The following is a 12,819-nucleotide window of genomic DNA, read 5'->3' as shown; positions in this document are numbered from 1 at the left end:
CGATGGAAGACTGGATACAAGAAGGAATCGAAAAACTCGAAGCCGAATATGGCAGTGTTCCGCCGCCCTGGATCGTTTTTCCGGACGAACACCCCTATAGTCTCTGTTGGCGAATGGGTGACGGTGAAATGCACATCGAAATCTGGTCGGTCTGGTGGGAGCAGCAGAACTACCCCGAAGCTGAACGAATTGATTATTTTCGTCGCTGGATGCCGCCTGCTCGATGGCTCGAATGGACGATCGATGCCATTTGGGAAGACGATGAGAGTGATTTCGATGAGAACGCTGCCTTTTCTCGGATCGAAGCATTGGGATTTGGAAGTAAAGCGGAGTTCGATCGAGACTTCGACGATCCGAAATGGTACGACTCTGAAGATTAATCGAAGTCTCGCGGCAGAACAGGTTCTTTAATCGGCTAGTTTGATGAATTTTGGCGTTTCGTTCATCCGCAATTCCGCCCGGAAATAAATCTCCGGGCTAATCGAGGGAACCCCTCTGAAGAGGGCTGAAACTGCGTTCTTAGGGGGCTTCAGCCTCCTTTCTCCCATTAGCCCGGACGGTTTAGCGCCGGGCGGACAACACCGCAGCGACAAGTTCTTCGCAGCTTATTTCTGAGAAAGTTGCTTATCATCAATCCTCTACTGCGCTAAAAACTCCAAATACGAACTGCTAATCTCTTTCACTGCCAACTCATAGAATTGTTTTCCATGTTCGGGAGTGGCAAGAGCAGGATTTGAACCCATGCGACCATCAGGATAGCGATCGCGAAAATCGATCGCGCCATAAATTCGATGCCCTTTCGCCGCAGGTTCAGTTAACGGCACAGTTTTGATCGCTTCAGGATAAACATATTGCGTTAATGCAACCTCGCTCGGTGTCGCATGTGATCCTTCTTCATCGCCATACAGTTCTCTTGCCAATTTATAAACAGAGCCACACATGTACCAATTGCTCACCACACATTGAACCGTGTGCGAAATGCCCAAATCTGATAGATGATCATACGTTTCTGAAAATGCCGCTTTCAAAGTCGCTACATTTCCACCATGTCCATTAATAAAGAAGAATTTCCGAAATCCCGCCTTCGCTAAACTCGTGACATAATCGCGAATCATCAGAATCATCGTACTCGGTCGCAAACTCATACTGCCCGGAAACGCTGTATGATGCAGTGCCATTCCAATATTAATAGTGGGAGCGACTAAAGCATCTGTAGACTCTCCAACCCCTTTCGCGATCGCTTCGGCACAAATCGCATCCGTTCCAATCAATCCAGTCGGACCATGCTGCTCGGTTGACCCGATCGGTAAAATAATTCCGGTCGATCGTGCTAAATATGCCTCTACTTCTTGCCAGGTCGATAAGTGCAATAACATAAAGTTTAAGTTGAGGTGGACTTTCTATTTTAGAATTTCGCATTCCGAATCGCGTTATCATTTTCAATATTGCTGTTGCTTAGAAAGTCGGTTTAGTGGGCGCTGTGGACTTAAAACAAATATTCAAAACTCCAAATCCAATTATTGGTGTCGTTCATCTCCTGCCCCTGCCGACTTCCCCGCGCTGGGGCGGTAGTTTGAAGGCGGTTGTCGATCGTGCGGAACAAGAAGCAACGGCACTTGCAGCAGGCGGCGTGGATGCCATTATTGTGGAAAATTTCTTTGATGCGCCCTTTCCCAAAGATCACGTTGATCCGGCAGTCGTGAGCGCGATGACAGTGATTATTCAACGGTTGCAGCAAATGGTGACATTGCCGATCGGGATTAATGTGCTGCGAAATGATGCTCAAAGTGCATTAGCGATCGCAACTTGTGTTCAGGCGCAATTCATCCGTGTCAATGTCTGGACGGGCATTATGGCGACTGATCAAGGTTTGATCGAGGGACGCGCTCATGAATTAATGCGCTACCGTCGGGAACTGGGCAGCGATGTGAAAATTTTTGCGGATGTATTAGTTAAACACGCACGACCACTGGGATCGGTGAACTTGACCACGGCGGTACAAGATACGATCGAGCGTGGGTTAGCCGATGCGGTGATTCTGTCTGGTTGGGCAACGGGCGATCCGCCTAACTTGGAAGATTTAGAATTGGCGCGGGATGCGGCTCAAGGAACACCCGTCTTTGTAGGCAGTGGAGCCGATTGGGAAAATGTGCCTCAGATGATGCAGGTTGCAGATGGGGTGATTGTTTCAAGTTCGTTGAAGCGGCAAGGGAAACGAGAAAACTCGATCGATCCAATTCGTGTGAGTCGATTTGTGGAAGCTGCGAGACGAGGCGTTCCGATGCCGAAAAATGATAAAGTTTCGCCTTCGGTGAAGGTGCACAACTTCTAAGAGAGTGTTTGAGAAGTAATCGTTCATCGCATTCACCTGCCCGGAGATTCATTTCCGGGCGGACTCGCAACGCAGCAAAGCCGCTTTTTATACTTTTCAAACACCCTCTTAGAGATTTTCGAGAAAGATTCGATTTCACCTAAATCAATTTCACGATCGCGAATCCCGTTCCTAACAAAAATAACAATCCCAACAGTCCCGCCAAAGGTTTTCGATCGATTCCCGTAAACCATTCCGGGGCTGTCTCTTCGTATTGCAAAATTTCTGCGGCATCTAAACTTGCAATCATCCAAATCCAGCCTGCATGAAGTCCCCAAGCGAGTCCAATACTATTTTGATTCTGAACAAATGCCAAACATAACACTACGCCCATCAGCGTTAATCCGGGCAGTTGTGGAATATTGTCTTTACCTTCCCAAATCAGATGAAGCAAGGCGAAAACTACGCTGGAAACGATCGCGCTTGTCCAAAAATCGGCTCCCAACTGTCCAAAGAAGAACCCTCGAAACACTAATTCTTCTGTGAATCCAATCCAAACTCCTAATAAAAGAGTCGGCACACTCGCTGAAATCCATTTGCGCCAGTTCTCGAACTTCCAATGCAGCCAACCGAGTGCCGTTTGAATGCCAAATAGAATTAAGATTCCAACGACTCCGATCGCGAATCCAGTTCCAACCGAGGCGAAAAGATTCGCATTCAAATTAATTCCAAAACTAGAAAATGGAACTCGTTTGAGAATCGCAACGCCCCATAGAATCAGTGGAGCAAGAATATAAAGTGAAGCGACTAATGGTAATTTCTGTTGTAACTCTAGCGGATTAAACGGCTTCCATTTGACCCAGATCGAAATCGGAATTGCGATCGGCAACCAGATCAAACCCCAAGCCAAAAAGAAGATTCCTATCTGAACAAATGCAGGAGTTTGTGAGAAAGCGTTAACAAACTGAACTGCATCGATCGAGATAGGAAACTGGAGATTCAAAAGAGGAGCGATCATTCGGTCTCTTCTACTTCGACTGCGCCATTTTTACTGGCTTTATCACCTGTAAGTTGAACCAAGTGAATGTGCTTATAACCGAGCTTAATTTCAAACTCATCGCCGGGTTTTAGACCCATTGCTTTTGTATAAGCGGCTCCAATGACAATTTGCCCATTCTGATGGACACTCACGCGATAAGTCGGTTCACGTCCGCGACCGTCTTTTGTCCCTTCGGGATCGAGAGGAAGCCCTTTCGCCACCAGCAAGGCATCATAAAATTCGGTCAAATTGACGCGGGTTTGATTGTTCTTCGTAACAGTGTAATAGCCACATCGCTTTGCCGTTTCTCGGCGGGGCAAATGTGACAGTTCTTTTACTTTTTGAAGTAATGCCTTCCCAGTTAAAGGGGCGGTTGCAGGTTCGCTCATCTGCTACAGAATATCCCTACGATTTCTGAAATGGGTATTAGCGTCAATCTTTAAGTTTGACTTAGTAAAATATATCCCTAAACGCTTGTTTTTGCACAGTGATTTTGAAGAATTCTGTTTAAGATTAATCTTTTCGATTAAATCTTACACTTCGTCAATGAACGGCTTCTCGATCGCAATTTCGTTTGTAAAAGATCGATCAATCCTTCATCGTCAATGTGCGAAAACAGCAAAACTTATCAAGAAGAAGTCGCAGGATTTTTCAATTGATTTCCACACGTTCAGCTATAAAGCGCAATGTTAAACTAAGGGTCAGTCGATGTAGCTCTTTTTGGGTGGATGATCCATGCAGGTCGTATTTAAGATTGTTCGGCAGAACGAAAATGCTGTGCCACGAGTCGAATCGTACTCGCTGGATGTGGAACCGGGAAATACGATTCTGGACTGTCTTAACCGGATTAAATGGGAGCAAGATGGGACGCTGGCATATCGAAAAAATTGTCGGAATACGATTTGCGGAAGCTGCTCGATGCGAATTAATGGTCGATCGGCACTTGCTTGTAAGGAAAATATTGGCAGCGAAGTGGCTCGATTTGCTCCGGATGCGGAGATTCCAGAAATTACGATCGCACCGCTCGGAAATATGCCCGTGATCAAAGATTTGGTCGTGGATATGTCGAGCTTCTGGGCGAATTTGAAAGCGGTTGATCCGTATGTGAGTACTGCATCTCGTCAAGTTCCAGAACGCGAGTTTCTTCAGTCCCCAGAAGAGCGCGACAAGCTGAATCAGACTGGAAACTGTATTATGTGCGGCGCGTGTTATTCGGAGTGCAATGCGCGTGAAGTGAATCCGAATTTTGTCGGACCTCATGCACTCGCGAAAGCGTATCGGATGGTCACGGATTCGCGGGATGATTCCACAGTCGATCGATTAGAAAAATACAACGAAGGAACGAGCGGAGTCTGGGGCTGTACTCGCTGCTATTACTGCAATTCGGTCTGTCCGATGGAAGTCGCGCCGATGGATCAAATTGGCAAAATTAAGAACGAGATTTTGCATAGCGATATTGTGGATGAAAGTCGATCGATTCGTCACCGCAGAACTTTGATCAATCTGGTGAAACAAGGGGGCTGGATCGATGAACGGCTCTTTGGCTTGAAAGTTGTTGCAAATAACTTCAGAGATTTACAAGGCTTGTTTAGTCTTGCGCCGCTGGGAATTCGGATGATTCAGCGACGGAAATTTCCGCTCTCGTTTGAGAAATCAGAGGGAACAGATACGGTACGATCGCTAATCGAATCTGTCCAAGCTTTTGAAGCACAATCGAAGAAATAAACTTATGACTGCTGAAACTCCGAAACCCGAAACTCAAGAACCCAATGAGAAGCAACCTGCTTTTGGTTGGACACCTTACGCTGAATTGATCAATGGACGTTTTGCCATGATCGGATTTGTGGCACTGCTAATTTTGCAGTTTGTCACTCGCCAGGACTTCTTTACTTGGCTTGGATTCTAAACTCTGTATCTCTCGAAATCTGTGAGTTTATCAAGGTAAGCACCAAGCTCGGACAGGGCAGACAGCTTTGGATCTCGTCGGCAAATCGCATGATATTGGCGATCGAGCTTGCCTTCAACTAACCAAGCTGTGCCATCAAAGCAGCCTTCAAGCGGGTCATCCTGGATGGGTAACGAAAAGAAGAGCGACTTCAATTTTTGAATCAGCGACTCTAGCTTGTGTGCCTTGCGACCTGTGAGCAAATACGCTGAGTGGTGGAGTCGGGGAGGATCGAAGAAGGTCTGAGTACGATCGTGTTCAGACCATTGACTGTGCTGTTGCCACTTGTGCTGTAGCCACCAGCATTTCTCGGTTCTTTTGACCAGGAATGAATACGGCGAACTACCCAAGGCGGGGCACATCAGCAGTCGAAAGACTTCAGCCGATTCGATCGACAATAGAGGCAGTTCTCCAAGAGCTTGCAAATCCGCTCCATATTTAGCAGTAGCGCGATCGCCAAACCAAGACTCCGGAAAGTAATTCAACGCTGACATAAAACTCGCATCTCCTTTGTTCACGAAGCACTATCTCTATTAGATAAGTCGGCAATCGTGAGACTGAATCATGACCTATAAGCATTGCCTCAGTTGTTTAGGAACACTCATTGGATCGCTGATCCTCTTGATGTACGGATTTGCTGCTTACCAGGCTGCAAATTGGGGGATAGCAGTGGAGACTCGACCTGATTTTGCCAAGCAGACAACGAACGTGATTACTGTCTCAGGCAATGATGGTCTTGCCAGTTCGATGTTCGTATTGACTGTTGTAATTCTATGGATTTGTAGCCTCTCCATTGGTAATGTACGGTTTTCTGAAAGGATTTGGAGAACTCCGCGATCTCGCCCGCTGACCATTAGCGTTGCGTTGCTGATCTCTTCAGGGGGCTTTGTGTACTTTGGGCATAATGCCGATTTTAGTTGTGAGCGTAGCAAATCGATTTGTACCCTGACTAAGACTGGGTATTGGTGGTCAGAAACACAGTCATTCTCGCTGCAAGAACTGAAGGGCGCTTATATCAAAACGACAACAACGCAAGATAGCGAAGGCAATCAGAACAATACCTATGATGTTGCTGTTGTGATTGCTCAGACAGAGATTCGCTTTCCTCATCATACAAACCTGCCTGAAGCACAAGAGATAAGTGAGCAAGTCAATCAATTTATTCAACAGTCCACACAGGAATCGTTGCAGGTGAATCGACGCGATCGATCCGGCGCGATTGCTATTGCGATCGCGCTTGTGATAGTTAGTTTTATTACGTTTCGACTCGGCAGCAAATCAGGAAATGCAATCAACTAAATCGCCCTGTCCAACATCGCTAAGAGGGTGTTTGAAAAGTATAGAAAGTCTTCTCGCTTCGTTCTCGTTCGCCCCGGACTGGAAGTCTACTGTGTACACACAAGTCCTTTTCGCTTCGATTGAATCGGCTAGTGCCCCCTAAATCCCCCATTCTGGGGTAGGGCTAATTCATTATCTCAGCACGCTAGTTGAAACTACCCACTTTAGTGGGAGACTTTAGTTGCTACCCACCTCCCGATAGCTGGAAAAGGGAGGCGTGATAGGTTTGAAAGAAAAACCATCATGAGTGACCAACCCGCCCGGCAACCACACAGTCACCCGCTTAAATGCCCATCTGGTGTGGGTGACGAAATATCGATATCCGGTACTCAAAGGTGAGATCCAGAAGCGGTGTCGAGAATTGATCATCCAGATTTGTGATGCGGAGGACGTGAAGATCCTCAAGGGGTGGTGAGTAAGGATCATGTGCAGATGCACATCGAGTATCCGCCGTCAAAATCTATCAGTGACATCGTGAGGCGGATCAAGGGTTGCACGTCGCGATTGCTACAGCAGGAGTATCCAGAATTGGAGAAACGATACTGGGGCAAGCACTTTTGGGCGATTGGATATAGGGCATGGAGTACGGGTAATCTGACGGAAGAGCTAGTGCCGGAGTATCTGGAACATCATCGAAATCCATCAAATCAGGATCACGACAATTTCATGCTGGAATGAGTTAACTTGGGCTTTCAGCCCTAGAGGAACCTATGCACTGAAAGTGCGTAGTTGTTTAGTCTGCAAGAGCGATCGACATATTTCCACTCTTGATTTTTAGCCAATGTGAATACAAGAACATCCTTTATTAAAACAGATCGATTTGTGGCGGATTGATTCAATTCAACCTGGATGACTAGATTTATAAAACTTAGAATATTTCAATCAGAATTCTCAGAACAATGGGCTTCTACTCTATCGGTAACGTCACAATTCCTAACCAAAAATCTTTCACTCGTTGAACCCCTTGATGCAGTTGCTCTTGATTCTGCGGTTTGATCACGTAACCATTACCTTGCAGCGCATAGCTATTAAAAATATCTTCCTCAATTTCTGATTCGTTCAGCAACACAATCGGAATTCTTCTAAGCTGTGAACTAGAACTTAATTCTTCTAAAACTCTACGACTTTTTTCTGTCGGCAAACTGAGCAACACAAGATTCGGACGTTCAGCCTGTGCATACTTGCCACGGCGATGGAGAAAGTTCAAAGCTTCTGTGTCATCTGAGATCGCTTCCACTCGACACAATACAGAATCAGATTGCAGCGCAGTTTGAATCAGAACAACCTGCTCCTGGTTTTCTTCGATGATCAGGATAAAGGCTTCTGCTGAAGAGGGTTCCATGTTGAATTTGTCGATCGCTAACTTTCTTATTGTGTGGCTAAAAGTGCCAATCTACGGAAACGCAGTATTCTAGTTAAGTTTTCTAGCTTAATGAATTCGAGATGGCGATCGAAAAACCCTCCAGACGAATCCAGAGGGTTCTTAATCTATTTCACCTTAAGGCTTAGAAGACTAGATCTTACGAGTAGACGCATCATCGATCACAGGGCGCCCTTGGGTATCGATATCCAATTCCTCACGACGGATTTGCTCTTCAGAGCTAACCACATCTTGATCAACGACCTTCTTCACGCGGACTTCTTCACGGACAAAGGCTTCTTTGTGGATATCGGGAGTTTCTTCATAGACTTCCATGCGAGCAACTTCACCTTCATGGAACGCATCTGCGCCCACCGGAGTTGCTGTCATATCGGTCGAAGCAACACGCTCCACTACGACGCGCTCTTTCTCGATCGGCACAGACACACGAGCCGTTTCGGTCTCTACATGCTTAGCAACCGTGACTTCACCTGCTTTCATCCGACGCTTGTTCGCGATCAGACGCTCTTCGTACAAACGAATGCGATCGTCATGGTGATCCATCTTGTACAGGTCACGATCCAAGTCGTAGTTGTAATCGGTTTCGGTGTACATCGGAGTTGCTGCTGCTGCACCCGTTTCAACGGTTCCCATCGAAGCTGCTCCCATCGAAGAACCTGTGTATGCAGTTCCTTCAGCGTCTAATGCAGCCGAATTTTCGAGTGGTGCAGTGGTGTAAGGATCAACCGCCATACCTGATGCTACGCCGCTGGTTGCACCAGAACGATATACGTTCCGGACTTGCTCTTCACCGTGATAATCCATTTTCAGATCATCCGTGAACTCAGGCAGTTGTTCCACTTGTGATTTCGTCAAACCTTGAGCATAAACGCGACGAGCACTGTAATCAATCTGAGCACGACCAATCGGCAACAAGACTTTCTTACCGAAAATCCAAGCGCCAGTGCTGATTACGAGATAGCGAAAACGCCCTTCTTCGTCAACAAGCACATCGTTCACAGAACCGATCTTATCGTCGCCGTTGTACAGATCTAAATCCTTGACATCATCGCCATCGAAATGATTGCGGTAGTCGGGATCGAAATCTTTAATTCTGTATAAAGCCATCTTTTTATCTCCAAGTTTGGTGACAGCTTTAGCATAGAAAGTTAAATATTCTTTTCCCTCTTTCCAATGACTGAAACGGCGACTCTTTCTAATGAGGTAAATCCGCTACAATTATTTTTCTTGAGTTACAGAAAACGGTTTATTTTTTGATGAAAGATGATGTTTGGTTGAGCGCAATTAAAGAAGAAAAAGCGATCGCAATTCTCCGCGCTCCAAATCTGGAAATCGGCACTCAGATGGCAAAAACCGCGATCGAGGGCGGCATCTCACTGATTGAGGTTTCTTGGAACACCGATTGCGCTCCCAAATTAATTGAACACTTAAGATCTGTATTTCCGAATTCCACAATTGGGGTCGGTACAATTCTCTCGGTAGCAGATATGAAAAACGCGATCGCAGCAGGCGCACAATTCGCGTTTATGCCCCACACCGATTTTGATTTAATCGCAGTTGCGAAACGCCGAGAAATTCCAATTATTCCGGGTGCATTAACTCCAACGGAAATTTTAACGGCTTGGAATGCGAAATCTTCCTGCGTCAAAGTGTTTCCAATTCAGTCGGTCGGCTATGCAGACTATCTCAGAGCGCTACAAACTCCATTAGGTCATATTCCAATGATTCCGACTGGAGGAGTGACGATCGACAATGCTCGTTCTCTGATTCAAGCAGGCGCGATCGCGGTTGGAATCGGAGGCAGTTTGTTTACAAAAGATGCGATCGCATCTGAAAATTGGTCGCTGATTCAACAACAGATTCAAACATTGATGAACCGCTTACATTCTTAGTTGGATAGATTATGAACCACAAATGGATTGCTCCTTGTCTGATTGCGATGATGACTATCGCGAGTTCAGTTCGATCGCAAACTACTCCCCAAACTATCAAAATCGATTGCAATAATGCTCAAACTCAATCTGTGATGAATATCTGCGCGGCTCAACAAGCAAGCGCCGCCGATCGCAAATTAAACCAGGTCTATCAGAAAGCGATCGCAAAATTCAAGGGCACTCCGAACGAAAAACAGTTAGTGACGGCTCAACAGGCGTGGATTCAATTTCGCGATGCCAGTTGTACGTTTGAGCGCGATCGCTTTAAAGGAGGCTCGATCGCGCCTTTGATGTATTCAAGCTGCGTCACCGAATTGACTCAGGAGCGAACGAAAGCACTCGAACGCTACCTCACAGAATAAGCCCCTCGATCGCGCCACAATCCGTCAGAATGGCAATAGGGAACTCACAGGATTACCAGGCATGGACATTAAGCATGGATTTGTTGGCGCGATCGGAAATACTCCATTAATTCGCCTCAATAGTTTTAGTGATGAAACCGGGTGCGAAATTCTCGGTAAAGCCGAATTCTTAAATCCAGGTGGCTCTGTCAAAGACCGGGCTGCACTCTACATTATCGAAGAAGCGGAACGCCAAGGCTTACTCAAACCGGGCGGAACCGTGGTCGAAGGAACCGCAGGCAATACGGGCATCGGACTCGCGCATATCTGTAACGCGAAGGGCTACAAATGCCTGATTATCATTCCTGAAACGCAGTCTCAAGAAAAAATCGACTTACTTCGGACACTTGGAGCAGAAGTTCGGACTGTCCCTGCTGTTCCCTACAAAGATCCGAATAACTATGTGAGATTGTCAGGCAGAGTCGCTTCGGAAATGGAGAATGCGATCTGGGCGAATCAGTTCGATAATTTGGCAAATCGTCGCGCTCATTACGAAACCACTGCCCCAGAAATGTGGGCGCAAACCGATGGCAAAATTGATGCGTGGACAACTGCCACTGGAACGGGTGGAACGTATGCGGGTGTTGCACTGTATCTGAAGGAAAAGAATCCAAACATCAAATGTGTTCTGGCTGATCCGATGGGAAGTGCCCTCTATAGCTATGTCAAAACCGGGGAGACCAAATCCGAAGGGAACTCAATCACAGAAGGAATTGGGAACAGTCGCGTGACTGCCAATATGGAAGGTGCGCCTGCGGATGATGCGATTCGAGTAGACGATCGAGAAGCCCTCCGTGTCTTGTATCAACTACTCGAAAAAGACGGACTCTTTATGGGTGGATCGGTTGGAATCAATGTTGCAGCGGCGGTTGCACTCGCGAAGCAAATGGGACCCGGACATACGATCGTGACGATTCTTTGTGATGGCGGCAGCCGTTACCAATCGAAGTTATACAACCGCGAATGGTTAGCAACCAAAGGACTTTTACCGGATTAATCATGGAGCCTTGTCGCTTCGATGCAGTCCGCCCGGAAATGAATCTCCGGGCTAATGGGAGAAAGGAGGCTGAAGCCCCCTAAGAGTGCGATTTCAGCCCTCTTCAGAGGGGTTCCTTCCATTAGCCCGGAGATTCATTTCCGGGCGAAATCGCGGGTAAACGAACACACCAAAATTCACAAACTCCAATCGAATTTGTCAGCATCGCGGGTAAACGAACACACCAAAATTCACAACCCTCAATCATGACCACAGTGCGAATCTGCCAGCACAACTCGTGTCGAAAACAGGGTGCAGCAAAAGTCCTCAAAGCTTTTCAAACGCTTGCACCCAATGAAATGTCGATCGAGCCTTCTCAATGTCTAGGACAATGCGGCAATGGTTCAATGGTACTCGTCCTACCGGATCAAGTCTGGTATTGCCGCGTTTTACCCGAGGAAGTCGCCGCGATCGTCGATCGACATTTGATCCACGGTCAACCGATCAAACCTATGCTCTATCGCAAGTTTCACCCCGATCAAAACTAATTCCGTAATCTCACCAACGGTTTGATTGCACCAGAATTTCAAATCTTCGGCATAATGAACAAGCTGTTTTCAATCGACTCATGGATCGCTCTCTACCTCTGATTAAGTTTCCGGTTTCCTGGACATTAGTGTTTGTGATCACGATGGCACTGTTGTTCAATACACCGATCGCTCGAACGACAAAACCCTTGAGCGAACTCAAAATTACTTTGCAAATTTCAGAATCGACAGCAAACGGAGGTCGATCGAGACGTTGGCTCACACTGCCACTTTTGAGATAGTACAATCGAACAGCGCTGAGTTTTTCGGGCTGTATGCCTTACCGCTATCTTCTGTTTTACAAACCGTACAATGTGCTGAGTCAGTTCACGAATGATTCACCCACGGAACGATCGACCTTAAAAGACTTTATTCCCGTTCAGAATGTCTATCCGGTCGGACGGCTTGATCACGATAGTGAAGGCTTAATGTTGCTGACCGACAATGGAGCATTGCAACATCGACTCAGCGATCCGAAATTTCACCACAGTAAAACCTATTGGGTACAAGTCGAGAACATTCCGACAGAAAGCGCGATCGCACAATTACGAAAAGGCGTAACGATTCAAAATTACCGAACTCGACCTGCGATCGTTGATCGACTGGATGAGCCAGATTTACCACCGCGTAATCCACCGATTCGATTTCGTAAAAACATTCCAACCGCTTGGCTAGAGATTACTTTAACCGAAGGCAAAAATCGTCAAGTGCGACGGATGACCGCTGCGGTAGGATTTCCGACGCTGAGATTAGTTAGAGTTGCGATCGCGAAACTGCAACTCACGGGATTATCCCCAGGGCAATGGCGGGATTTAACCGATGAAGAAATACGTTTGCTCAGGCATATCTAAAGGAAGTGCAGGGAATATCTTCTGTATAATTAGCAATCAGAAACGGATTCGGCGCT

The 12,819-nt window shown here is 46.6% G+C and carries 17 protein-coding genes and 1 pseudogene; 12 read left to right on the top strand and 6 right to left on the bottom strand.

Annotation, left to right across the window (positions count from 1 at the left end; all coding sequences use genetic code 11):
* The first annotated feature begins 2 nt into the window (after positions 1 to 2).
* Positions 3 to 380: a hypothetical protein gene (locus tag ACQ4M5_RS04490; RefSeq protein WP_430674407.1), complete on the top strand. Its 378-nt coding sequence runs from the start codon at positions 3 to 5 to the stop codon at positions 378 to 380.
* A 258-nt stretch (positions 381 to 638) separates the two neighbouring features.
* Here ACQ4M5_RS04490 and ACQ4M5_RS04485 read toward each other — a convergent pair whose 3' ends face one another.
* A complete protein-coding gene (locus ACQ4M5_RS04485) occupies positions 639 to 1,376 on the bottom strand; it encodes a creatininase family protein (protein WP_430674406.1) in 738 nt (245 codons plus the stop codon).
* Positions 1,377 to 1,480: 104 nt separating this feature from the next.
* Here ACQ4M5_RS04485 and btpA point away from each other — a divergent pair, with 104 nt between their 5' ends.
* Positions 1,481 to 2,332, top strand: a complete 852-nt coding sequence (btpA, locus tag ACQ4M5_RS04480) for a photosystem I biogenesis protein BtpA (RefSeq protein WP_430674405.1) — start codon at positions 1,481 to 1,483, stop codon at positions 2,330 to 2,332.
* Positions 2,333 to 2,471: 139 nt separating this feature from the next.
* On the opposite strand, the gene ACQ4M5_RS04475 is transcribed toward btpA, so the two are convergent.
* Positions 2,472 to 3,329, bottom strand: coding sequence for a CPBP family intramembrane glutamic endopeptidase (locus ACQ4M5_RS04475; RefSeq protein WP_430674404.1), 858 nt, complete (start codon positions 3,327 to 3,329; stop codon positions 2,472 to 2,474).
* Positions 3,326 to 3,739: an AbrB family transcriptional regulator gene (locus ACQ4M5_RS04470; protein ID WP_430674403.1), complete on the bottom strand. Its 414-nt coding sequence runs from the start codon at positions 3,737 to 3,739 to the stop codon at positions 3,326 to 3,328. The genes ACQ4M5_RS04475 and ACQ4M5_RS04470 overlap by 4 nt, the downstream gene beginning before the upstream one ends.
* Before the next feature lie 346 nt (positions 3,740 to 4,085).
* On the opposite strand from ACQ4M5_RS04470, the gene ACQ4M5_RS04465 reads away from it, so the two are divergent.
* Complete coding sequence (locus tag ACQ4M5_RS04465) at positions 4,086 to 5,075, top strand: succinate dehydrogenase/fumarate reductase iron-sulfur subunit (protein WP_430674402.1); 990 nt, start codon at positions 4,086 to 4,088, stop codon at positions 5,073 to 5,075.
* 4 nt (positions 5,076 to 5,079) lie between these two features.
* On the top strand, positions 5,080 to 5,256 hold the full coding sequence (locus ACQ4M5_RS04460) for a chlorophyll a/b-binding protein (RefSeq protein ID WP_430674401.1): 177 nt from the start codon (positions 5,080 to 5,082) through the stop codon (positions 5,254 to 5,256).
* Here ACQ4M5_RS04460 and ACQ4M5_RS04455 read toward each other — a convergent pair.
* Complete coding sequence (locus ACQ4M5_RS04455) at positions 5,253 to 5,789, bottom strand: hypothetical protein (protein ID WP_430674400.1); 537 nt, start codon at positions 5,787 to 5,789, stop codon at positions 5,253 to 5,255. The genes ACQ4M5_RS04460 and ACQ4M5_RS04455 overlap by 4 nt on opposite strands.
* A 70-nt stretch (positions 5,790 to 5,859) precedes the next feature.
* Between ACQ4M5_RS04455 and ACQ4M5_RS04450 the strand changes: the two genes are divergently transcribed.
* On the top strand, positions 5,860 to 6,594 hold the full coding sequence (locus tag ACQ4M5_RS04450; protein ID WP_430674399.1) for a hypothetical protein: 735 nt from the start codon (positions 5,860 to 5,862) through the stop codon (positions 6,592 to 6,594).
* 286 nt (positions 6,595 to 6,880) lie between these two features.
* Positions 6,881 to 7,311: pseudogene (gene tnpA, locus ACQ4M5_RS04445) on the top strand (IS200/IS605 family transposase).
* Between the two features lie 229 nt (positions 7,312 to 7,540).
* Here the strand turns inward: tnpA and ACQ4M5_RS04440 are convergent.
* Positions 7,541 to 7,975 (bottom strand): response regulator, encoded by a 435-nt coding sequence (locus ACQ4M5_RS04440; RefSeq protein WP_430674398.1) that lies wholly within the window; start codon positions 7,973 to 7,975, stop codon positions 7,541 to 7,543.
* 171 nt (positions 7,976 to 8,146) lie between these two features.
* Positions 8,147 to 9,121, bottom strand: a complete 975-nt coding sequence (locus ACQ4M5_RS04435) for a DUF2382 domain-containing protein (RefSeq protein WP_430674397.1) — start codon at positions 9,119 to 9,121, stop codon at positions 8,147 to 8,149.
* A 149-nt stretch (positions 9,122 to 9,270) separates the two neighbouring features.
* On the opposite strand from ACQ4M5_RS04435, the gene ACQ4M5_RS04430 reads away from it, so the two are divergent.
* From ACQ4M5_RS04430 to ACQ4M5_RS04405, 6 genes are all read left to right on the top strand, one after another.
* Positions 9,271 to 9,906 carry a bifunctional 4-hydroxy-2-oxoglutarate aldolase/2-dehydro-3-deoxy-phosphogluconate aldolase gene (locus tag ACQ4M5_RS04430; protein ID WP_430674396.1) on the top strand — a complete coding sequence of 212 codons (636 nt, stop codon included), beginning with the start codon at positions 9,271 to 9,273 and terminating at the stop codon, positions 9,904 to 9,906.
* A gap of 11 nt (positions 9,907 to 9,917) precedes the next feature.
* A complete protein-coding gene (locus ACQ4M5_RS04425) occupies positions 9,918 to 10,310 on the top strand; it encodes a lysozyme inhibitor LprI family protein (RefSeq protein WP_430674395.1) in 393 nt (130 codons plus the stop codon).
* A gap of 61 nt (positions 10,311 to 10,371) precedes the next feature.
* The gene (locus ACQ4M5_RS04420) at positions 10,372 to 11,346 is read left to right on the top strand and encodes a cysteine synthase A (RefSeq protein WP_430674394.1); all 975 of its coding nucleotides are present in this window, start codon (positions 10,372 to 10,374) and stop codon (positions 11,344 to 11,346) included.
* 149 nt (positions 11,347 to 11,495) lie between these two features.
* Positions 11,496 to 11,873 carry a (2Fe-2S) ferredoxin domain-containing protein gene (locus ACQ4M5_RS04415; RefSeq protein WP_430674466.1) on the top strand — a complete coding sequence of 126 codons (378 nt, stop codon included), beginning with the start codon at positions 11,496 to 11,498 and terminating at the stop codon, positions 11,871 to 11,873.
* An 80-nt stretch (positions 11,874 to 11,953) separates the two neighbouring features.
* A complete protein-coding gene (locus ACQ4M5_RS04410; protein WP_430674392.1) occupies positions 11,954 to 12,154 on the top strand; it encodes a hypothetical protein in 201 nt (66 codons plus the stop codon).
* A gap of 33 nt (positions 12,155 to 12,187) precedes the next feature.
* On the top strand, positions 12,188 to 12,763 hold the full coding sequence (locus ACQ4M5_RS04405; RefSeq protein ID WP_430674391.1) for a pseudouridine synthase: 576 nt from the start codon (positions 12,188 to 12,190) through the stop codon (positions 12,761 to 12,763).
* Positions 12,764 to 12,819 lie beyond the last annotated feature (56 nt).

Source organism: Leptolyngbya sp. AN10 (assembly GCF_050565645.1).
GTDB lineage: Bacteria > Cyanobacteriota > Cyanobacteriia > Leptolyngbyales > Leptolyngbyaceae > Leptolyngbya.
The sequence above is the reverse complement of the archived record's forward strand: the minus strand, read 5'-3'. Positions and strand labels throughout refer to the sequence as shown.